This window comes from Tistlia sp. (assembly GCF_040905785.1).
Lineage (GTDB): Bacteria > Pseudomonadota > Alphaproteobacteria > Kiloniellales > DSM-21159 > Tistlia.
Genome location: NZ_JBBDQW010000077.1, coordinates 1 through 19,121, shown reverse-complemented (window position 1 = coordinate 19,121; position 19,121 = coordinate 1). Strand labels below are relative to the sequence as shown.

Annotated in this window: 21 protein-coding genes; 15 read left to right on the top strand and 6 right to left on the bottom strand. The window is 73.1% G+C overall.

Going from position 1 to position 19,121, the window contains the following annotated elements; translation table 11 throughout:
* Window positions 1-49: 49 nt before the first annotated feature.
* Window positions 50-1,987: a molecular chaperone DnaK gene (gene dnaK / locus WD341_RS18110; RefSeq protein ID WP_368426893.1), complete on the bottom strand. Its 1,938-nt coding sequence runs from the start codon at window positions 1,985-1,987 to the stop codon at window positions 50-52.
* A 233-nt stretch (window positions 1,988-2,220) separates the two neighbouring features.
* Between dnaK and WD341_RS18105 the strand changes: the two genes are divergently transcribed.
* Both WD341_RS18105 and WD341_RS18100 read left to right on the top strand, forming a co-directional pair.
* Window positions 2,221-2,457, top strand: coding sequence for a hypothetical protein (locus WD341_RS18105; RefSeq protein WP_368426892.1), 237 nt, complete (start codon window positions 2,221-2,223; stop codon window positions 2,455-2,457).
* The gene (locus tag WD341_RS18100; RefSeq protein WP_368426891.1) at window positions 2,454-3,365 is read left to right on the top strand and encodes a DUF1848 domain-containing protein; all 912 of its coding nucleotides are present in this window, start codon (window positions 2,454-2,456) and stop codon (window positions 3,363-3,365) included. The genes WD341_RS18105 and WD341_RS18100 overlap by 4 nt, the downstream gene beginning before the upstream one ends.
* Window positions 3,366-3,383: 18 nt before the next feature.
* Here WD341_RS18100 and grpE read toward each other — a convergent pair whose 3' ends face one another.
* Window positions 3,384-4,121 carry a nucleotide exchange factor GrpE gene (grpE, locus tag WD341_RS18095; RefSeq protein ID WP_368426890.1) on the bottom strand — a complete coding sequence of 246 codons (738 nt, stop codon included), beginning with the start codon at window positions 4,119-4,121 and terminating at the stop codon, window positions 3,384-3,386.
* Between the two features lie 53 nt (window positions 4,122-4,174).
* Complete coding sequence (gene hrcA, locus WD341_RS18090) at window positions 4,175-5,245, bottom strand: heat-inducible transcriptional repressor HrcA (RefSeq protein WP_368426889.1); 1,071 nt, start codon at window positions 5,243-5,245, stop codon at window positions 4,175-4,177.
* A 153-nt stretch (window positions 5,246-5,398) separates the two neighbouring features.
* Here hrcA and rph point away from each other — a divergent pair, with 153 nt between their 5' ends.
* Genes rph through hemW form a run of 3 tightly spaced genes read left to right on the top strand, consistent with a single transcriptional unit; the run spans window position 5,399 to window position 8,016 of the window.
* The gene (gene rph, locus WD341_RS18085; protein WP_368426888.1) at window positions 5,399-6,121 is read left to right on the top strand and encodes a ribonuclease PH; all 723 of its coding nucleotides are present in this window, start codon (window positions 5,399-5,401) and stop codon (window positions 6,119-6,121) included.
* A gap of 19 nt (window positions 6,122-6,140) precedes the next feature.
* Window positions 6,141-6,740 carry an RdgB/HAM1 family non-canonical purine NTP pyrophosphatase gene (gene rdgB / locus WD341_RS18080; RefSeq protein ID WP_368426887.1) on the top strand — a complete coding sequence of 200 codons (600 nt, stop codon included), beginning with the start codon at window positions 6,141-6,143 and terminating at the stop codon, window positions 6,738-6,740.
* The gene (gene hemW / locus WD341_RS18075; RefSeq protein ID WP_368426886.1) at window positions 6,733-8,016 is read left to right on the top strand and encodes a radical SAM family heme chaperone HemW; all 1,284 of its coding nucleotides are present in this window, start codon (window positions 6,733-6,735) and stop codon (window positions 8,014-8,016) included. Before rdgB ends, hemW begins: the two co-directional genes overlap by 8 nt.
* Before the next feature lie 39 nt (window positions 8,017-8,055).
* On the opposite strand, the gene WD341_RS18070 is transcribed toward hemW, so the two are convergent.
* Window positions 8,056-9,366, bottom strand: a complete 1,311-nt coding sequence (locus tag WD341_RS18070) for a penicillin-binding protein activator (protein ID WP_368426885.1) — start codon at window positions 9,364-9,366, stop codon at window positions 8,056-8,058.
* Window positions 9,367-9,423: 57 nt separating this feature from the next.
* Here WD341_RS18070 and rsmI point away from each other — a divergent pair, with 57 nt between their 5' ends.
* The 5 genes from rsmI (at window position 9,424) to gshB (ending at window position 13,365) form a co-directional block, all read left to right on the top strand.
* Window positions 9,424-10,299, top strand: coding sequence for a 16S rRNA (cytidine(1402)-2'-O)-methyltransferase (gene rsmI, locus WD341_RS18065; protein ID WP_368426959.1), 876 nt, complete (start codon window positions 9,424-9,426; stop codon window positions 10,297-10,299).
* On the top strand, window positions 10,296-10,664 hold the full coding sequence (locus tag WD341_RS18060) for a YraN family protein (RefSeq protein WP_368426884.1): 369 nt from the start codon (window positions 10,296-10,298) through the stop codon (window positions 10,662-10,664). The genes rsmI and WD341_RS18060 overlap by 4 nt, the downstream gene beginning before the upstream one ends.
* A gap of 112 nt (window positions 10,665-10,776) precedes the next feature.
* The gene (locus tag WD341_RS18055; protein WP_368426883.1) at window positions 10,777-11,373 is read left to right on the top strand and encodes a BON domain-containing protein; all 597 of its coding nucleotides are present in this window, start codon (window positions 10,777-10,779) and stop codon (window positions 11,371-11,373) included.
* Between the two features lie 48 nt (window positions 11,374-11,421).
* On the top strand, window positions 11,422-12,294 hold the full coding sequence (locus WD341_RS18050; protein ID WP_368426882.1) for a SirB1 family protein: 873 nt from the start codon (window positions 11,422-11,424) through the stop codon (window positions 12,292-12,294).
* A 102-nt stretch (window positions 12,295-12,396) separates the two neighbouring features.
* A complete protein-coding gene (gene gshB / locus WD341_RS18045) occupies window positions 12,397-13,365 on the top strand; it encodes a glutathione synthase (protein ID WP_368426881.1) in 969 nt (322 codons plus the stop codon).
* A gap of 9 nt (window positions 13,366-13,374) precedes the next feature.
* Here the strand turns inward: gshB and WD341_RS18040 are convergent, their stop codons facing one another.
* Window positions 13,375-14,391 (bottom strand): GlxA family transcriptional regulator, encoded by a 1,017-nt coding sequence (locus WD341_RS18040; RefSeq protein ID WP_368426880.1) that lies wholly within the window; start codon window positions 14,389-14,391, stop codon window positions 13,375-13,377.
* 218 nt (window positions 14,392-14,609) lie between these two features.
* Between WD341_RS18040 and WD341_RS18035 the strand changes: the two genes are divergently transcribed.
* The 4 genes from WD341_RS18035 (at window position 14,610) to WD341_RS18020 (ending at window position 17,292) form a co-directional block, all read left to right on the top strand.
* Complete coding sequence (locus WD341_RS18035) at window positions 14,610-15,698, top strand: class I SAM-dependent methyltransferase (RefSeq protein ID WP_368426879.1); 1,089 nt, start codon at window positions 14,610-14,612, stop codon at window positions 15,696-15,698.
* Window positions 15,699-15,804: 106 nt separating this feature from the next.
* On the top strand, window positions 15,805-16,089 hold the full coding sequence (locus WD341_RS18030) for a hypothetical protein (RefSeq protein WP_368426878.1): 285 nt from the start codon (window positions 15,805-15,807) through the stop codon (window positions 16,087-16,089).
* Between the two features lie 58 nt (window positions 16,090-16,147).
* Window positions 16,148-16,639 carry a GFA family protein gene (locus WD341_RS18025; RefSeq protein WP_368426877.1) on the top strand — a complete coding sequence of 164 codons (492 nt, stop codon included), beginning with the start codon at window positions 16,148-16,150 and terminating at the stop codon, window positions 16,637-16,639.
* 95 nt (window positions 16,640-16,734) lie between these two features.
* Window positions 16,735-17,292: a PAS domain-containing protein gene (locus WD341_RS18020; protein ID WP_368426876.1), complete on the top strand. Its 558-nt coding sequence runs from the start codon at window positions 16,735-16,737 to the stop codon at window positions 17,290-17,292.
* Between the two features lie 37 nt (window positions 17,293-17,329).
* Here WD341_RS18020 and WD341_RS18015 read toward each other — a convergent pair whose 3' ends face one another.
* Window positions 17,330-17,953, bottom strand: coding sequence for a TetR/AcrR family transcriptional regulator (locus WD341_RS18015; RefSeq protein WP_368426875.1), 624 nt, complete (start codon window positions 17,951-17,953; stop codon window positions 17,330-17,332).
* A 228-nt stretch (window positions 17,954-18,181) separates the two neighbouring features.
* On the opposite strand from WD341_RS18015, the gene WD341_RS18010 reads away from it, so the two are divergent.
* A partial coding sequence (locus tag WD341_RS18010; RefSeq protein WP_368426874.1) for a YifB family Mg chelatase-like AAA ATPase occupies window positions 18,182-19,121 on the top strand: 940 nt, incomplete at its 3' end.

Here is a 19,121-nt window from a genome sequence, read left to right as displayed (position 1 = left end):
GGAAGCGGGGCCGATCGCGATCGGCCCCGCTTGCCTGTTCAGCACCCGATCAGGCGCTCTTGCCCTTCTTGTCGTCGTCGACTTCCTCGAAGTCGGCATCGACGACCTTCTCGTCGGCGCTCTCGCCGCCCGCGGCGCCGCCCGCCGCACCGGCGGCACCGGCCTCGGGCGCCTCGGCGCCCTGCTCGGCGGCGCCGTAGATCGCCGCGCCGAGCTTCATCGAGGCCTGGGCCAGGGCCTCTGTCTTGGCCTTGATCGCCTCGAGGTCCTCGCCGTCCTTGACCTCCTTGAGATCGGCCACGGCCTGCTCGATCGCCGCCTTGTCCTCGGCACCGACCTTGTCGCCATGCTCGGCGAGGCTCTTCTCCGACTGGTGCAGCAGGCCGTCGGCCTGGTTGCGGGCGTCGACCAGCTCGCGCTTCTTCTTGTCGTCGGCCGCGTGCTCCTCGGCGTCCTTGACCATCTGCTCGATGTCGGCGTCGCTGAGGCCGCCCGAGGCCTGGATCCGGATCGCCTGCTCCTTGCCGGTCGCCTTGTCCTTGGCGCCGACGTTGACGATGCCGTTGGCGTCGATGTCGAAGGTCACCTCGATCTGCGGCACGCCGCGCGGGGCCGTCGGGATGCCGACCAGGTCGAACTGGCCGAGCAGCTTGTTGTCGGCAGCCATCTCGCGCTCGCCCTGGAAGACCCGGATGGTGACCGCAGTCTGGCTGTCCTCCGCAGTCGAGAAGACCTGCGACTTCTTGGTCGGGATCGTCGTGTTCCGCTCGATCAGCTTGGTCATCACGCCGCCCAGGGTCTCGATGCCCAGGGACAGCGGGGTGACGTCGAGCAGCAGGACGTCCTTGACCTCGCCCTTCAGCACGCCGGCCTGAATCGCCGCGCCGATGGCGACGACTTCGTCCGGGTTGACGCCGCGGTGCGGCTCGCGGCCGAAGAAGGTCTTCACCGTCTCGAAGACCTTAGGCATGCGGGTCATGCCGCCGACCAGGATCACCTCGTCGATCTCGTTCGGCTTCAGGCCGGCATCCTTGAGCGCCGCCTTGCAGGGCTGCACGGTGCGCTGGATCAGGTCATCGACCAGGGCCTCGAGCTTGGCGCGGCTGAGCTTGATGTTGAGATGCTTCGGCCCGGACTGGTCGGCCGTGATGAACGGCAGGTTGACCTCGGTCTGGGTCGCGGCCGACAGCTCGATCTTGGCCTTCTCGGCGGCCTCCTTGAGGCGCTGCAGCGCGAGCTTGTCCTGGCGCAGGTCGATGCCCTGCTCCTTTTTGAACTCCTCGGCCAGGTAGTCGATGATCCGGACATCGAAGTCCTCGCCGCCCAGGAAGGTGTCGCCGTTGGTCGCCTTCACCTCGAAGACGCCGTCGCCGATCTCGAGCACCGAGACGTCGAAGGTGCCGCCGCCCAGATCGTAGACGGCGATCGTGCCGGTCTTCTTCTTGTCCAGGCCATAGGCCAGGGCCGCGGCGGTCGGCTCGTTGATGATGCGCAGCACCTCGAGGCCGGCGATCTTGCCGGCATCCTTGGTGGCCTGGCGCTGGGCGTCGTTGAAGTAGGCCGGCACGGTGATCACCGCCTGCTCGACCTTCTCGCCGAGATAGTTCTCGGCCGTTTCCTTCATCTTGCCGAGGATGTAGGCCGAGACTTGACTCGGGCTGTAGTCCTTGCCCTTGGAGCGCACCCAGGCGTCGCCGTTCGAGCCCTTGACGATCTCGTAGGGCACCAAGCCCTTGTCCTTCTCGACCGTCGGGTCCTCGTAGCGCCGCCCGATCAGGCGCTTGATCGCGTAGAGCGTGTTCTCGGGGTTGGTCACCGCCTGGCGCTTCGCCGGCTGGCCGACCAGGATGCCGTCGTCGGTGACGGCGACCATCGAGGGTGTCGTGCGGGTACCCTCGGCGTTCTCCAGGACCTTCGCGCTCTTGCCGTCCATGACGGCGACGCAGGAATTGGTGGTGCCGAGGTCGATGCCGATAACTTTAGCCATGCTTCTTGCCTCTCTTGCTCCAGCAGACCGTGGACGGCCCGTTGAGGCGCCGCCGCTGAGGTCCCCATCCAGAGGGATTGAAGGACAGGCGCTCCGCCGCTGCGGAGGCCCCCGGGATAACCTTCCCGACAAGCCGGGTATATAGTGAGGGAGGGCAGGCGTACAAGGCGCGCCGAGGCGGCGCGGAGGGGCGCCGGGTCCCGAATCAGAGCGCGAGAATGGCGGACTGAAGCATGCCCAGCGATCCGATCTTCCGGGCCATCCTGGTCCTGCTCGGCCTCGACGTCGTCGTCGGAGCCATGCTCATGCTGCTCGCCCACGGCGGCTGGATCGACCCGGCGCTGGGCGATCTCGGCTTCGGGCTCGGCCTGCTCGGCGGCCTGCTCTACCTGGGCTTCCGCCGCTGGGGCCGTCGGCGCGCCCAGCCGGAACGAGCGCGCAGGCGAGAGCCGGGGGAGCGGCGTCCGTGATCGTTTCCGCCAGCTATCGCACCGACATCCCGGCCTTCTACGCCGACTGGTTCGCGCGCCGCCTCGAGGCGGGATGGGCCAGCTACCGCAATCCCTACAGCGGCCGCACGCACCGCCTGCGCCTCGACCCCAAGGCGGCCGAGGGCTTCGTCTTCTGGACCCGCAACCTGCGGAGCTTCTTTCCGGTCCTGGAACGGCTCGAGGCCGAGCGCCGGCCCTTCGTCGTCCAGTTCACCCTGACCGGCTATCCGGGCGCGCTGGAGCGGGCGACCCTGCGGCCCGAGGCGGCGCTGAACCAGCTGGAGCTCCTTGCGGCGCGCTTCGGGCCGCGGGTCGGGGTCTGGCGCTACGACCCGGTCTTCCTCGCCGACCCGACGCCGCCGGACTTCCACCGCCGGCAGGTCGAGGCGCTGGCGCGCCGGCTCCGCTCGGTGGTCGACGAGGTCGTCTTCTCCTTCGCCCAGGTCTACGCCAAGACCGCGCGCAACACCGACCGCGCCGCCGCCCGCCACGGCTTCGCCTGGCGCGACCCGAACGACGAGGAGAAGCGCGCGCTACTGGGCGAGCTGGCCGGGATCGCCGCGGCCGAAGGGCTGGTGCCGACCCTGTGCAGCCAGCCGGACCTGCTGTCCGCCCCGCTGGTGGCGGCGCGCTGCATCGACGCGGCCCGCCTGTCCGACATTGCCGACGTCTTCGGCGGCAAAGCGGTGGCGGCGCGCCTCAAGGGCAACCGGCCCGGCTGCCTCTGCGCCGAATCGCGGGACATCGGCGCCTACGACAGCTGCCCGCACGGCTGCGTCTACTGCTACGCGGTGCGCGACCGGGCCGTGGCGCTGGCCCGGCAGCGGGACCACGATCCGGGGTCGCCGGGAATCGTTCCGGAGGCGGGAGAGAAAGCCGAGGGCTAAGCCCCAGGCCTTTGAGCCTCAGGCCTTGGTGTCGACGGTCGAGCCCGGCTCGGCGGCCTCCCCGCCGTTGCCCGCCGGCCCGCCCTTGGCCACGGCGACGCGCGCCGGGCGCAGCAGCCGCCCGCGCAGCTCGTAGCCGGCCTCGAACACCTGGGCCACCGTGCCCGAGGGCTTGGAGGGGTCCTGGATCTCCATCATCGCCTCGTGGCGGTGCGGATCGAGCTTCTGGCCGAACGGGTCGATGCGCTCGATGCCGTGCTTGGCGAAGGCCTCGAGCAGCGACTTCTCGGTCATCTCGACGCCGGCGATCAGGCTCTTGACCGCCTCCTGCTCGCGGACCTCCTCGGGCACCGCGCCGAGCGCGCGGCCGAGGTTGTCGGCGACCCCCAGGATGTCCTTGGCGAGCGGCGCCGTCGCGTACTTCAGCTTCTCCTCCAGCTCGCGCTGCAGCCGTCGCCGGGTGTTCTCGACGTCGGCCAGGGCGCGCAGCAGCTGCTCGCGCAACTCGGCCTTCTCGGCCTCCAGCTCGGCGATCCGCGCCGCCGGATCGCTCTCCGCCTCGGCGGGCGCCTCCTCGGCCTCGGCCCCGGACGTCGCCTCGCGGCTGCGCGCCCACTGGGATTGGCCCCGGCCTTCGGACTCGCCGCCCGGCTCGCGGGAAGGCCCGCGGGCGGGCTCGGGGGCAGACTCGGGGGCAGACTCGGGCGATGCGGTCTCGGCTTCCGGGCGTTCGCGCGGCTTCTTGTCGTCGGTCATGGGGCTTCCGTCGTTTCTCTCGGGTTCTCGTCGGAGGTCGCTCTCGAAGGCAGTCAGCCGAGCAGGCGGCCGATGACCTTGGCGGTGTAGTCGACCATCGGGATGATGCGCGCATAGTCGATGCGGGTCGGACCAACCACGCCGATGGCGCCGACGACCTGCTGCCGGCTGTTGCTGTAGGGCGCGATGACCAGCGAGCAGCCGGCCAGCCCGAACAGCTCGTTGTCGGCGCCGATGAAGATCTGCACGCCGGCGGCCGTCTCGGTCAAGCTCAGCAGGCGCAGCAGCGCCTCCTTGCCCTCGAGCGCGGCGAACAGGTGGCGCACCCGCTCCAGGTCCTCGATCGCCTGGATGTCGGTCAGCAGCTGGGCCTGGCCGCGCACGATCAGGGCGCCGCCCTGGACGCCGTCGGTCCAGTCGGCGAGCCCGGCCTCGATCAGGCGGCGGGTCAGCGCGTCGAGCTCCTGGCGGTGGGCGTTCAGCTCCTTGTCGATCTCCCGCTGGGCCTCGCTGAGCGAGCGGCCGCGCAGGCGGGAGGACAGGAAATTCGACGCCTCGACCAGGGAGGAGGGCGGCAGGCCCACCGGCACGTCGATGATCCGGTTCTCGACCTGCCCCGATTCCGTCACCAGCACGACAAGGGCGCGGCCCGGCCCCAGATTGACGAACTCGATGTGCTTCAACGTCTCGTCCTGTTTCGGTGCGACGACCAGGCCGGCGCAGCGCGACAGGTCGGACAGGAGGCTGCTCGCCCGCTCCAGGACCTGGGAGACGCTTCGCCCCGAGGCGGCGCACTGACCGTCGATGCGGTCGCGCTCGTCCTGCGTCAGGTTGCCGCCCTCGAGCAGGCCGTGAACGTAGAGCCGCAGGCCCTGGTCGGTCGGCAGGCGCCCGGCCGAGGTGTGCGGCGCCATCAGCAGGCCCAGGTCCTCGAGGTCGGCCATGACGTTGCGGATCGTCGCTGGCGATAGCTCCAGGCCCATCTTGCGCGACAGGGTGCGCGAGCCGACGGGCGCCCCGGTTTCGACGTAGGCATCGACGACCATCCGCAGAATCTCGCGCGATCTTGCGTTGAGCGCGGCGATGCCGCCGGGCTGCGAGTTGCGCGGGGAAAGGTCGTTCATTGCCTGATGGGAGACTTCCATGCCGGTGGCGGTTCGGGGCAGAGCCCAGATAGTCCTCGTTCTCCGGCCTTTCAACAAGGCGGACGAGGCGCTAGCGTGCGCCGCCGCGCCGAGGGGTCCGCCCGCGCGGCCGCCAAATCGAGGAGAGCCAAGATGCGTCCAAGCGGCCGAAGCGCCGATCAACTGCGCCCCATCGTCCTGGAGACGGGGGTCAGCAAGTGGGCCGAAGGCTCCTGCTTGGCGAAGTTCGGCGATACCCACGTGCTCTGCACCGCCTCGATCGACGAGGGCGTGCCTGGTTGGCTGCGCAATTCCGGCAAGGGCTGGGTCACGGCCGAGTACGGCATGCTGCCGCGCGCCACCGATTCGCGCATGGATCGCGAGGCCTCCCGCGGCAAGCAGTCCGGGCGGACCCTGGAGATCCAACGCCTGATCGGCCGCTCGCTGCGCGCGGTTACCGACCTGCGCGGATTCGGCGAGCGCCAGATCCGCGTCGACTGCGACGTGCTGCAGGCCGACGGCGGTACGCGCACGGCCGGAATCACCGGCGCCTACGTGGCACTCTACCAGGCCTTCCAGCACATGCACCGCCTCGGCGCTGTCGGCCGCATCCCGCTGTCGGAGCCGGTCGCCGGCATCTCCTGCGGCCTCTACCGCGGCACCGCGGTCCTGGACCTCGACTACGCCGAGGACCGCGAGGCCGAGGCGGACGCGAACTTCGTGATGACCGCCTCCGGCGGCCTGGTGGAGATCCAGGCGACGGCCGAGGCCGACCCCTTCAGCCGCGAGCAGCTCGACACCCTGATGGCGTTGGCCGGCGCCGGCATCGCCGAACTGGTCGGAATCCAGCGTCAGGCCCTAGGCGTAAGCGCCTGATTTTCCTATATCGGGGTTCATGCAACAGAAGAGCCTCGACGACCGCATCGTTATCGCCAGCCACAATCCCGGCAAGGTCCGGGAGATCGCCGAGCTGCTCCAGCCCTTCGGGCTGACCGTCGTGCGCGCCGACAGCCTGGGTCTGCCCGAACCCGAGGAGACCGGCCTGACCTTCGCGGCAAACGCCGAGCTCAAGGCGATCGCCGCGGCGGTCGGCGCCGGGCTGCCGGCCCTGGCCGACGATTCGGGGCTGGTGGTGCCGGCCCTGGGCGGCGCGCCCGGGGTCTACTCGGCGCGCTGGGCCGGTCCCGGGAAGGACTTCGGCGAGGCGATGGAGCGCGTGCGCCGCGAGCTCGGCGAGGCGGCGGACCCGGCGGCCAGCTTCGTCTGCGCCCTGGCGCTCGCCTGGCCGGACGGCAGCTGCGAGGTCTTCGAGGGGCGGATCGACGGCACGCTGGTGTTCCCGGCCCGCGGCGAGCGGGGCTTCGGCTACGACCCGATCTTCCGGCCAGAGGGCGAGCGCGAGACCTTCGGCGAGATGGAGCCGGGCCGCAAGCACGCCATGAGCCACCGCGCGCGCGCCTTCGAGCAGCTCAAGCACCGCCTGAGCGATGTCTGAGGCGGGGCCCGAGGCGAGGTCCACGGCGGGGCCCACGGCGGGGCCCACGGCGGGGCCCGCGGCGGGCGCCGGCGGGCGCGGCTTCGGCCTCTACCTCCACTGGCCTTTCTGCCTGTCCAAGTGCCCCTACTGCGACTTCAACAGCCACGTGCGCGAGGCTGTCGACCAGGCGCGCTGGCGCGAAGCCCTGTTGCGCGAGCTCGAGCACTGGGCGGCCGCTTACGGCGCCGGCGGCAACGCGCCGCCGCGCCTGACCTCGATCTTCTTCGGCGGCGGCACGCCCTCGCTGATGGACCCGGAGACCGTCGCCGCCGTGATCGAGCGGGCCCGCGCGCTCTGGCCCGCGCCTCCCGCTGACCCGGGGCCGGGGGGACTCGAGATCACCCTGGAGGCCAACCCGACTTCGGTCGAGGCCGGCCGCTTCGCCACGCTCGCCGCGGCAGGCGTCAACCGGCTGTCGCTCGGCGTGCAGTCGCTCGAGGACGAGGCGCTGCGCTTTCTCGGACGCCGCCACTCGGCCGCCGAGGCGCTGGCCGCCGTCGCCCTAGCGCGGCGCAGCTTCCCGCGCTTCTCCTTCGACCTGATCTATGCGCGTCCCGGCCAGAGCCTCGCGGCCTGGTCGCACGAGCTCGCCCGCGCCCTCGACGAGGGTCCTGAGCACCTGTCACTCTACCAGCTGACGATCGAGGAGAACACGCCCTTCCACGGCGCCTGGCGGCGCGGCGAGCTGGCGCCGCTCGAGGACGAAGCGGCCGCCGACCTGTTCGAGGCGACCCAGGCGCGGCTCGAGGCCGTGGGCCTGCCCGCCTACGAGATATCCAATCACGCGCGGCCCGGCGCGGAGTGCCGCCACAACCTGACCTACTGGCGCTACGATGACTATCTCGGCGTCGGGCCCGGTGCCCACGGCCGCATCACCCTGGCCGGCGAGAAGCTGGCGACGCGCCAACACCGCGCGCCCGAAGCCTGGCTGGCCGCGGTCGAGGCCGAGGGCCACGCGACCCGCAGCCGTCGGGCCCTGACGCGCGAGGAGCGGCTGGACGAGCTGCTGGTCATGGGCCTGCGGACGCGCGCCGGCGTGTCCCGCTCCGCCTTCCTTCGGGAAACCGGCGCCGAGCCCGAGGCGCTGTTCGACGGGCCGGCGCTCGGCCGGCTGCTCGAGGCCGGCTATCTGCGGCTCGACGCCGAGGGAATGGCCGCGACCGAGGCCGGGCGCTACCGGCTCGACGCTCTGCTGCGCCATCTGGCCGGCGCGCAGGTCCCCGCAGTCGCCTGACCCCCCGTCGCCTTACGCAGAGAGGCGGCGCCGGCCGGCTCAGTAGGCGAGCAGCGAGATCTGCGGGGCCTCGAAGGACCGCGGCGCCGGATCGCGCACGACGGCGCCGCCCGGCTGCAGCTCGAGCACGGCCAGGCCGCGCTCGAGGGTGCCGTCGGGCCGCAGGCGGAAGATGCCGTCGACGCCGGCGAAGCCGACCGGATTTTCCAGGCGCTCGCGCCCGATCGCGCCGTCCGCGGCGCTGCGCGCGTCGGCGGCGACGACGGCGGCGACCGCCATGGCGTCGTAGCCGAGCGAGGCCAGGCGCGGCGGCTGCTGGCCGTAGAGCGAGGCATAGCGGCGGCTGAAGACCTCCCAGGCGCGCGGCTCGGGGGCCGCGAACCAGCCGCCGATCAGGGCCGGCTCGCGCGTCAGGGCGGGGTCGTTCCAATTCTGCATGCCCAGGAACTGCACGTTGGCCGGGTCGATGTCGTAGTAGGGCAGCAGCGAGCCGAGGTTGAGCAGCTCCTCGCCGCCGGCGGGCAGCAGCAGTGCCTCGAAGCCGCCGCCGCCGCCGAGCGGCTCGGCACTGCCCTCGGCCACGGCCCGGCGTCGCTGCTCGGCGCGCCCGCCGCTCTTGGCGGCGGCGGCGGCGAGCTCGCGGACCTCGGGCGTCAGGTCGCCGCCCTGGGGGCTGTAGCCGACCGTCCGGGTCACCGAGCCGCCATGGCGCGCGACCGCCGCCTGCAGGGCCGCGACGGCGGCCTCGCCGTAGGCCGAGCGCGGCGTCAGGGCGGCGTACTCGCGCACGCCGAGCCCGGCCGTGAAGTCGACGACGCGGTCGACCTGCATGGCCGGGCTGATGCCCAGGGTGTAGAGGCCGCCGCCCGCGACGGCCTCGTCGCTGGAGAAGCTCAGCACCGGCACGCCGTAGGCCGCGGCGTCCGCCTTGATCGCCTGGGCCGAGCCCGAGAACAGCGGCCCGAGCACCAGCGCGACCTGCGCCTGCCTGGCCGCCTGCAGCGCCGCGTAGGCGCCCTGGGGCGTGCCCTGGGTGTCGTAGACCTCGAGCGCGAGGTCGTTGCCGCCGAGGTCGAAGAGCGCCATCTGCCCGGCGTTCAGCAGCGCCCGGCCGACCTGGGCGTTGGGGCCCGACATCGGCGCCAGCATCGCGACGTGGACCTTGCCGTCGGACGCCACGAGTTGCGCCCGCTGCGGCGCCGCGGGCGCCGCGGGCTCCGGCCTCGGCGCTTGCGCGGAGTCGGGCGCCCTCGTAGCTTGCGGCGTCTGGCAGGCAGCAAGGGCGAGCAGCAGCAGGCCGCCGACGAGGGGCGCGCAGCGGCGCGGTATCCGGCGCGTTTCTGGTGTCATCGGGATCCTTTGCCCTCGAAGAGGGCGCGTTCGAGCGAATGATGGGAGGCCAGGGATCTGAGCGTCGGGACGCTGCCGGGCCTGCTCGGCCACAGCCTTTATCTCGTCGCGGGCCCGATCGGCAATCTCGCCGACATCGGGCAGCGCGCCCTCGCGGTCCTGCGCGGCGCCGATCTGGTGGCCTGCGAGGATACCCGGGTGACGCGGAAGCTGCTGGTCGCTCATGGGATCGATCGGCCCCTGCTGTCCTATCACGACCATAACGCGGAGCGGGTCCGGCCGAAACTGATCGAGGCGATGACCGCCGGCAAGACCGTCGCCCTGGTCACGGACGCCGGCAGCCCGCTGGTCTCGGACCCGGGCTACAAGCTGGTCCGCGCCGTCCTCGATGCCGGGCTGGAGCCGACCGTCGTGCCCGGGCCCTCGGCGCCGCTCGCGGCACTGGCCGTCGCCGGGCTGCCCAGCGACCGCTTCCTCTTCGCCGGCTTCCTGCCGTCCAAGAGCAAGGCACGGCGGGACAACCTAGCCGAGCTCGCGGCGGTTCCCGCGACGCTGATCTTTTTCGAATCGGCACGGCGCCTGCCGGCCAGCCTGGCCGACTTCGCTGCCGTGCTCGGCGCCGAGCGCCCGGCGGCCGTCGCTCGCGAGCTGACCAAGCGCTTCGAGGAAGTGCGTCGCGACAGCCTCGGCCGGCTCGCCGCCCACTATGCCGAGGCGGGGCCGCCGAAGGGCGAGGTGACGCTGGTCGTCGGGCCGCCGGCGCCGCCCGCGGCGCCCGACGCCGACGATCTCGACACCCGGCTGCGCGAGGCGCTGGCCGGCGCCAGCCTGCGCGACGCCGTCGCCGCCGTCAGCCGCGACAGCGGCCTGCCGCGCCGCAAGGTCTACGAGCGCGCCCTGGCCCTGGCCGCCGAGGAGGAGCCGGAGCCGTGACCGGGCGGGCAGGTCGCCGCCGGGCCGCTTACGGCCGCGGCCGCGGCGCCGAGCGCTGGGCGGCCCTCTGGTTGCGCCTGAAGGGCTACCGGATCCTGGCGCGCGGCTTCCGCGTCGCCCAGGGCGAGATCGACCTGATCGCGCGACGTGGCCGGCTGGTGATCTTCGTCGAGGTCAAACGGCGCGACGCGCCGGCCGCCGCGGCCGAGGCGATCGGCGGCCGCCAGAGGCGGCGCATCGAGCGCGCCGCCGAGGCCTTCCTGCAGCGCCATCCGGGGCTGGCCGGCTGCCGCCTGCGCTTCGATGCGGTGCTGCTGAGCCGGCGTCGCCTGCCGCGCCACCTGGCCGACGCCTGGCGACCCTGACCCGGCGGGCCCCCTGGGCAGCCGCCCAGCGCAGCCGGCCGGCAGCGGCAGCTTGACGGAGCGGGCCGCCGACTTCAGCCTAGCGCCGGCCGTTCCCCTCCTCTGACACCCGGTGTCCGCCCTGCTCAAGCCGCTCTCCCGCCTTCTCCTGCCGATCCTCCTCCTGCTCGGCGGCTGCTCGCCGGCCGGCTTCGCGGTCGGCGTCGCCGCCTCGGGCGGGGTCGCCGCCTCCAGCGAGAAGGGCTTTGTCACCGCGGTCGACGACGTGGGCATCCGCGCCGGGCTCAACGACCGCTTCTTCCAGCGCGACCTCGCGCTCTTCGGCGACGTCAGCTTCGCGGTGGAGGAGGGGCGCGTCCTGCTGACGGGCAACGTGCCGACGCCGGCCGACGAGGTCGAGGCGGTGCGTCTGGCCTGGCAGCCGGAAGGCGTGCGCGAGGTGATCAACGAGCTCAACGTGCGCGACGAGAGCTCGCTCGTCGACCAGGCCCGCGACCGCTGGATCGCCACGCGCCTGCGGGCCGACATGATGCTCGACCGCGAGATCTCGGCGGTGAACTATTCGGTCGAGGTGCTCAACGGCCGGGTCTTCCTGCTCGGCATCGCCCGCAACCAGGGCGAGCTCGAGCGGATCAAGGCCTATGCCCGGCAGATCCCCTACGTGCGCGGCATCGTCTCCCACGTGCGGCTGCTGGACGCCCCGGCGTGACCGATGCGCCCGGCGCCGGCGCGGCGCCGCCATGAGCGAAGGCCGAACATGAGCGAAGGCACGGCCGTGAGCGACGGCCCGGGCGAGGGCCGCGAGGCGCTGGAGCGCCAGCTGCGCCGGGTCGGCACCCAGCCGGACGGCGGCATCGACCTGGCCGGGACGGCGCTGCTGCTCGCCGCCCTGGAACGGCCGCACCGGCCGCTCGCGCGCTATCGCCACCATCTCTCGCTGCTGGTCCGCGACACCGCCGACCTCGGCGGCGCGGCGGCAGCCGGGGGCGACCTCGAAGCCCGGGTCGCTGCGCTACGCGCCGTGTTGGTCGAGCGCTACGGCTATGCCGGCGACGAGGAGACCTACGACGACCTGCAGAACGCCAGCCTGCTGCGCGTCATCGACCGCCGCCGGGGCCTGCCGGTCGCGCTCGCGATCCTGTGGCTGCACGCGGCACGCGCGCAGGGCTGGCAGGCCGAGGGCGTCGACTTTCCCGGCCACTTCCTGATCCGCCTGCAGACCGGCAGCCGGCGCGTCATCCTCGATCCCTTCCGCGGCGGCACGCCGCTCGGCGCCGACGCGCTGCGCGGGCTGCTCAAGGCCGCGCAGGGGGAATCGGCCGAGCTGACGCCGAGGCACTACGCCGCCTGCGGCAACCGCGCGATCCTGCTGCGCCTGCAGAACAACATCAAGGTGCGCCGGCTGCGCGACGGCGCGCTGGAGGCCGCGCTGGCGACCCTCGAGTCGATGCTGCTGCTGGAGCCCTCGGACGGCCCGCTGTGGCGCGAGGCCGGGCTGCTGCACAGGCGGCTCGAGAACCTGGGCGCGGCGATCCTGGCGCTCGACCGCTTCCTGGAGCTGGCGCCCGAGGACCCGCGCCGGCCCGAGGCCGCCCGCCTGGTCGCGGAGCTGCGCGCCCGGCTGAACTAGCGCGCCCCTTCCTTCGGCTGGCGCGGGCCGGCGCTTTGCTTCCATGCCGGACGGTGCTACCGCTTTGCAGCCCTTCCTCCTTCCAGCCGGGTGTGCGCCGCCATGAGCCTAGCCGTTGCGATCCAGATGGACCCGATCGAGGCGATCGACATCGAGGCCGACTCGACCTTCGCCCTGGCGCTCGAGGCGAGCCGGCGCGGCCATGGCCTCTACCACTACCTGCCGCGCGAGCTGGCCTTCCGCGACGGCCGGCTCTACGCCCACGCGCGTCCGCTCGAGGTGAGGCGCGCCGCGGGCGACCACTTCGCTTTCGGCCCGTCCGAGACCCTCGACCTCGCGACCGTCGACGTCGTGCTGATGCGCCAGGACCCGCCCTTCGACATGGCCTACATCACGGCGACGCACCTGCTCGAGCACGTCCACCCGGACACCCTGGTGGTCAACGATCCGGCGAGCGTGCGCAACGCGCCGGAGAAGCTCTTCGTCACGCACTTCCCCGACCTCATGCCGCCGACCCTGATCACCAGCCACCGCGGCGAGATCCAGGCCTTCCGGAAGAAGCACGGCGACCTGATCGTCAAGCCGCTCTACGGCAACGGCGGCGCCGGCGTGTTCCGGATCAAGCCCGAGGACGAGAACCTCAACGCCCTGCTCGAGCTGTTCAGCCAGATGTTCCGCGAGCCGATCATCGTGCAGAAGTACCTGCCGGCGGTGCGCCAGGGCGACAAGCGGATCATCCTGGTCGACGGCGTGCCGGCCGGCGCGATCAACCGGGTCCCGGCCGAGGGCGAGGCGCGCAGCAACATGCACGTCGGCGGCAAGGCCATGCGCGACGTGCTGAGCGAGCGCGACCTCGAGATCTGCAGCGCGATCGGCCCGGCGCTGCGCCAGCGCGGCCTGATCTTCGTCGGCATCGACGTGATCGGCGACTACCTGACCGAGATAAACGTGACCTCGCCGACCGGGATCCAGGAGATCGACCGCTTCGACAGCGCCAACCTCTCCGGCCTGATCTGGGACGCCATCGAGCAGCGCCTGGCGGGCCGCGTCGACCGCCGCCTGCCCGAATAGGCGGGCTCGTCAGCTGCCGACCATCGCCGCGGGTCCCTGGAAGCGCCGGCGGTAGGCGCCGGGCGAGAGCGAGGTCAGCCGCTTGAACAGGCGGCGGAAGAAGGCGGCGTCCTCGTAGCCGACCTGCCAGGAGATCTCCTCGACCGGCACCCGGGTCCGCTCGAGCCTGCGCTTGGCCTCCTCGATGCGCAGGCGCTGGACATAGTCGATCGGCGTCAGGCCGGTGGCCGCCCGAAAGCGCCGCTTGAAGCTGCGCTCCGACAGGCCCGAGCGCCGCACCAGCTCCTCGACCGGGCTCGGCTGCGGGTAGTTCTCGGCCAGCCAGGCCTGGGCACGGGTGACCGCAGCGTCGCCGTGGTGGCGCGGCGGCTCGAAGACGACGTAGGGCGCCAGGCCCTCCTGGTGCCACTGCATGGCGAAGAACTTGGTCGCCGCCTGGGCGACCGGCACGCCGGCGTGCTGGGCGATCAGGTAGAGCGCCAGGTCGTGCCAGGAGGTCGAGGCGCCGGAGCTGACAAGCTCGCCGCGCCGCCCGCCGATCACCAGCACCTGTTCCGGGTGCAGCCGCACTTTCGGGAAGGTGCGGGCGAACTTCTCCCGGTAGCCCCAGTGGATCGTGCAGTCCCGGCCGTCGAACAGGCCGGTCTCGGCGAGCAGGAAGACGCCCGAGCAGGCCGAGCAGAGCAGGGCGCCGCCGCGGTGCTGGGCCGCCAGCCAGGCGACCAGCTCCGGGTAGCGGCCGGGCTGCCAGTCGCCGGCGATCAGCAGCGAGGGCACGATCACGATGTCGCTGCTCGGAAGCTCGGCGAGGGCTCGCTGCACGGTGGCGGGCAGGCCGCCCGCGACCGGCAGCGGGCCGGCGGCGACGCCGACGATCTCGACTCGGAAGGGCGGCGCGGAGCTCAGCCCCTCGCCGAAGCTGGCCAGGGCCTCGAGCGAGGAGAGCACGTCGTAGAGCCCGATCAGGGTCGAGAGCATGGCCTCGGGCAGCGCGACGAGCGAGACGTGCGGCGGCTGGTCCGACACCGGCGACTCCTCCCCGAAAGGGCGGCGGCGCCTCGCGCACCGCGGCCGGTTCTGGCGGGAACTGTGGCCGCTGCGGGTGCCGAGGGCAAGCCAGGGACGAAAGTGGCAGGAACGGACCGGTCGCGCGGGATACGCCTCTGAGACCGGGGCGCGCCTTCTGTCAGCTTCCGCGGCCTCACGGGCGATGGTCGCCCGACAGCAGAAGGAAGTCCGTTCCCATGGATCAGCACATCGTCGAGGCAACGCCAGCGGCGGCCGAAGCCGCCAAGCTCGAGGCCTTCGTCGGCAAGGCCGTCTCCGACCTCGCCGCCGGCTACGCCGGGGTCATGGTCGCCCTCGGCCACAAGCTGGGGCTCTACCGCGCCCTGCTCGGCGCCGGCCCGCTGACCTCCGAGGAGGTCGCCCGGCGCAGCGGCTGCGCCGAGCGCTACGTCCGCGAGTGGCTGAACGCCCAGGCCGCCGCCGGCTACCTCGACTACCACGCCGTCAGCGCCAGCTACGAGCTGGGCGAGGCGCAGGCCATGGTGCTGGCCCGCGAGGACAGCCCGGTCTTCCTGCCGCCGGCCTGGGAGGTCCCGGCCTCGATGTGGTTCGACGAGGCCCGCACCCTGGAGGCCTTCCGCACCGGCGGCGGCGTCGCCTGGGGCGAGCACGACGCGCGCCTGTTCTGCGGCGTCGCCGCCTTCTACCGCAACGGCTACCGCGCCAGCCTTGTGGCCGAGTGGCTGCCCGCTTTGGCCGGCGTGGTCGAGAAGCTCTCCGAGGGCGGCCAGGTCGCCGACATCGGCTGCGGCCACGGCCATTCCACCATCTTCATGGCCCAGGCCTTCCCGAAGGCGCGCTTCCGGGGCTTCGACGGCCACCCGGCCTCCATCGAGGCGGCGCGCGCCAACGCCGCGGCGGCCGGCGTCGCCGACCGTGTGACCTTCGAGGTCGCGCGGGCCGACGCCTACCCGAGCGGGCCCTACGACCTGATCTGCTTCTTCGACTGCCTGCACGACATGGGCCGGCCGGTCGAGGCGGCGCGCCACGCCGCCCGCACCCTGGCGCCGGACGGCACGGTGATGCTGGTCGAGCCCTTCGCCAACGACCGCGTCGAGGACAACCTCAATGTCGTCGGGCAGCTCTACTACGCGGCCTCCGCGACGCTCTGCTGCGCCCACGCGATCTCCGAGCAGGGCAGCCACGTGCTCGGCGCCCAGGCCGGCGAGCGGCGCCTGGCCAAGGTCTTCCAGGAAGGCGGCTTCGGCCGTTTCCGCCGGGCCCACCAGACGCCCTTCAACCTGATCTTCGAGGCCAGGATCTAGTCCGGCGGGGCGTCGTCGCGAGCGGGGCGGCCGGGGCGGAGGAACCCCGGGCGCCCCCGCCGACGTTTCACGGGTATTCCGCACCCCATGAAGGTCCCCGCCCGCCATGCTCCCTCCCTTCTTCGCGCTCTCCCTCCAGGCGACCCGCCTCGCCCTGGAGGCCCAGCAGGTCATCGCGCTCAGGATGCTGCAGCTCTGGAGCGGCGACCCCCGCAGCCGGCGCGAGAGCCAGCGCATGATCACCGAGAAGATCGCGGCGGCGACCGCCGCCTCGATGACCGCGGCGACCGCCATCGCGACCGGACAGAGCCAGAGCGAGGTCGCCCGGCGCGTCCTCGGCGGCTATAGCAGGAAGGTCCGCGCCAACCGGCGCAGGCTCGGCCGGTCCTGAGCCGCTCCCTCGGGCGGGCGCCGGCCGCCTCCGCCGCTGCCGAGAGAGGAGAGTGCCGATGCCGACGACCCTGGAGGGCGGCTGCCGCTGCGGCGCCGTCCGCTTCGCCGTCGAGAGCCACACGCCGCAGCCCTTCATGCGCTGCTACTGCAGCATCTGCCGCAAGACCGCCGGCGGCGGCGGCTACGCCATCAACCTGGGCGCGCGCTACGAGACCCTGAAGGTCGAGGGCCGGGAGGCGCTCTCGGTCTACCGTGCCGAGATCGAGCGCGGCGGGCGCTGCGAGATCAGCAGCGGCGAGCGCAACTTCTGCCGGCACTGCGCCACGGCGCTCTGGCTCTACGACCCGACCTGGCCCGAGCTGGTCCACCCATTCGCCTCGGCGGTCGACAGCCCGCTGCCGGCGCCGCCGTCGAGCGTGCACATCCTGCTGGCCGACAAGCCCGACTGGGTGGTGCCGCAGGTCGGGCCCGAGGACGCCTGCTTCCAGGGCTACCCGGAGGAATCGATCGAGGACTGGCACCGCCGGCGCGGCCTCTGGGTCGCGTAGGCGCGACCCGGCCTGCTGCCGGCAGCGCTTGACCCGCGGCCTGGGCTGCGGCAAGCCCGCTGTCCCGGCGAACCCCCCCGGGGACCGGAGAGACCTTGGACCAGCTGCTCCAGCTCCAGGACCCGCTCCTCCGCCACGTCCTGGCCGTCTGGCAGGCTGCGGGAGCGGGCGCCGTGCCAGACTACCGGGCGCTCGACCCGGTGGCGCTGGGCCGGACCCTGCCGCACGTCTGGCTGTGCGAGCGCGAGGCCGGCAGCGGGCGCTTCCGCTACCACCTGGCCGGCGAGCGGATCAACGAGGTCTACCGGCGCAGCCTGGCCGGCCGCTATCTCGACGAGATCATTCCGCCGGACGGCCTTGCCGTCGTGCAGCGGCGCTACGACGCGGTCCTCGACACGCCGGCGGCGGTGCGCACGGCCGGGCTCGTCTACCTGCGCAACCAGCGGACCTTCAGCGGCGAGCGCCTGGTGCTGCCGCTGCTTGGCGCCGGCGGCCGGCCGGAGCGGGTGCTCGGCGCCACGGTCTACGCGCTGCTGCCCGGCAGCCGTCCGCCCGAGCCGGAGCAGGTCACCCGGGTCGTCCGCATCCTGCCGCTCGAGGGCGAGCGCGGCTGGATCGAAGACCGCACGGGCGAGCGGGTCGGGACGCTCTGACACCGCGCACCGGGGCCGCGGCGCCCCGGTGCCGCCGTCACTCGGAGGCCAGGACCAGCCGCTCGACCAGCGCCAGCGCCGCCTCCTCGACCGCCGCGCGCGGGCGCCCCGGCCCGGCCTCCTCGAGCAGGCCGAGCAGGCCGTGGAACAGGAAGGTCGCCGCGGCGCCGGGATCGGGCAGGCGCCAGGCTCCGGCCCGCGCGCCGGCCGCGAGCAGCCCGGCCAGGCGCTCGCGCGGGCCCGCGCCGCCGCGCGCGCCGTCATAGGCGCGCGGCGCCTCGAACAGCAGGGTGCGCAGGGGCGCGCGGTCGAGGAAGACCGAGAGGGTGACCGCGGTCCAGACCGCGAGACGCCCGGCGTGCTGCTCCGCCGGCCGCTCGGCGACGACGGCGTCGAGCTCCTCGAGGTAGGCCTCCAGGAAGTCCTCGCGCAGCGCCGCCAGCAGCGCCTCCTTGGTCGCGAACTGCAGGTAGAAGCTGCCCTTGGCGACGCCAGCGGCCTGGGTGATCTGCTCGACCGTGGTCGCCTCCAGGCCCTGGGCCAGGAACAGCCGCTCGGCCGCCGCCATCAGCTCGCGGCGCCGGACCTCGGCCGGCTTGGTCCGCGGCTGACCGCCAGCTCGCCGCGGCGACGCCGTCGCCTGCTTGCTCTGCCCCGCCATTCTGCCGTCCCCGCCGGTGCGCCCTTGGCAGCTTTCCTTCTAGCCGATCCGGGCGCCCGGCGCAGCAGGCTTGCGGAATGACCGACGGTCAACCGGCCGGCGCCGCGTCCCGCTCCGCCGGCCGCTCGTCTTGCCGCTGGCACCCGCCGGCACTTCCCGGATAGACTGCAGTCGAACAGGGCGGGAACAACCGCCCGTGGTCGGATCTGCTCGGGGGATCGGGGCGGCATGGTCGCGCGGGTCGGGACGGTGGCCTTCCAGGGCATCGAGGTGGTCGACGTCGACGTCCAGGTGCGCGTCGGCGGCGGCCTGCCGACCTTCCTGATCGTCGGGCTGCCGGACAAGGCGGTCGGTGAGAGCCGGGAGCGGGTGCGCGGCGCCCTGGAGGCGATCGGCCTGGCGCTGCCCAGCGAGCGCATCGTCGTCAACCTGGCGCCCGCCGACCTCCTGAAGGAGGGCAGCCACTACGACCTGCCGATCGCCCTCGCGCTGATGGCCGCGGTCGGCGTGCTGCCGGCCGAGGAGGCGGCCGGGCTGGTGGCGCTGGGCGAGCTGTCGCTGGACGGGCGCCTGTCGCCGGTCGCCGGCGTGCTGCCGGCGGCGCTCCACGCCGCGGCCAGCGGCCGCGCGCTGGTCGTGCCGAAGCAGCAGGGCCCCGAGGCGGCCTGGGCCGAGGGCGTCGAGATCCTGGCCCCGGACTCCCTGATCGGCCTGGTCAACCACCTCAAGGGCGACCAGGTGCTGGCGACGCCGGTGCCGCGCCTGGCCGAGCCCCGGGGCGCGCTGCCCGACCTCGCCGACATCAAGGGCCAGGAGAGCGCCAAGCGCGCCCTGGAGATCGCCGCGGCCGGCGGCCACAACCTGCTGATGATCGGCCCGCCCGGCAGCGGCAAGTCGATGCTGGCGCAGCGCCTGCCCGGCCTGCTGCCGCCGCTGACCCCGGCCGAGGCGCTGGAGGTCTCGATGCTGCACTCGGTCGCCGGGCAGCTGAAGAACGGCGCGCTGCTGCGCCACCGGCCGTTCCGCGACCCGCACCACTCGGCCTCGCTGCCGGCCCTGGTCGGCGGCGGCCAGCGGGCCAAGCCCGGCGAGATCTCGCTCGCCCACCAGGGCGTGCTGTTTCTCGACGAGCTGCCGGAGTTCGCCGGCATTATGCAGCAAGCACACC

Bases quoted from the DNA above. Each gene is read 5' to 3' on its own strand.
- WD341_RS18070 (WP_368426885.1), bottom strand. From the start codon at position 9,366: ATGACACCAGAAACGCGCCGGATACCGCGCCGCTGCGCGCCCCTCGTC.
- hemW (WP_368426886.1), top strand. From the start codon at position 6,733: ATGTCTGAGGCGGGGCCCGAGGCGAGGTCCACGGCGGGGCCCACGGCG.
- gshB (WP_368426881.1), top strand. From the start codon at position 12,397: ATGAGCCTAGCCGTTGCGATCCAGATGGACCCGATCGAGGCGATCGAC.
- rph (WP_368426888.1), top strand. From the start codon at position 5,399: ATGCGTCCAAGCGGCCGAAGCGCCGATCAACTGCGCCCCATCGTCCTG.
- hrcA (WP_368426889.1), bottom strand. From the start codon at position 5,245: ATGAACGACCTTTCCCCGCGCAACTCGCAGCCCGGCGGCATCGCCGCG.
- dnaK (WP_368426893.1), bottom strand. From the start codon at position 1,987: ATGGCTAAAGTTATCGGCATCGACCTCGGCACCACCAATTCCTGCGTC.
- grpE (WP_368426890.1), bottom strand. From the start codon at position 4,121: ATGACCGACGACAAGAAGCCGCGCGAACGCCCGGAAGCCGAGACCGCA.
- rdgB (WP_368426887.1), top strand. From the start codon at position 6,141: ATGCAACAGAAGAGCCTCGACGACCGCATCGTTATCGCCAGCCACAAT.
- WD341_RS18025 (WP_368426877.1), top strand. From the start codon at position 16,148: ATGCCGACGACCCTGGAGGGCGGCTGCCGCTGCGGCGCCGTCCGCTTC.
- WD341_RS18050 (WP_368426882.1), top strand. From the start codon at position 11,422: ATGAGCGAAGGCACGGCCGTGAGCGACGGCCCGGGCGAGGGCCGCGAG.
- WD341_RS18030 (WP_368426878.1), top strand. From the start codon at position 15,805: ATGCTCCCTCCCTTCTTCGCGCTCTCCCTCCAGGCGACCCGCCTCGCC.
- WD341_RS18035 (WP_368426879.1), top strand. From the start codon at position 14,610: ATGGATCAGCACATCGTCGAGGCAACGCCAGCGGCGGCCGAAGCCGCC.
- WD341_RS18105 (WP_368426892.1), top strand. From the start codon at position 2,221: ATGCCCAGCGATCCGATCTTCCGGGCCATCCTGGTCCTGCTCGGCCTC.
- WD341_RS18015 (WP_368426875.1), bottom strand. From the start codon at position 17,953: ATGGCGGGGCAGAGCAAGCAGGCGACGGCGTCGCCGCGGCGAGCTGGC.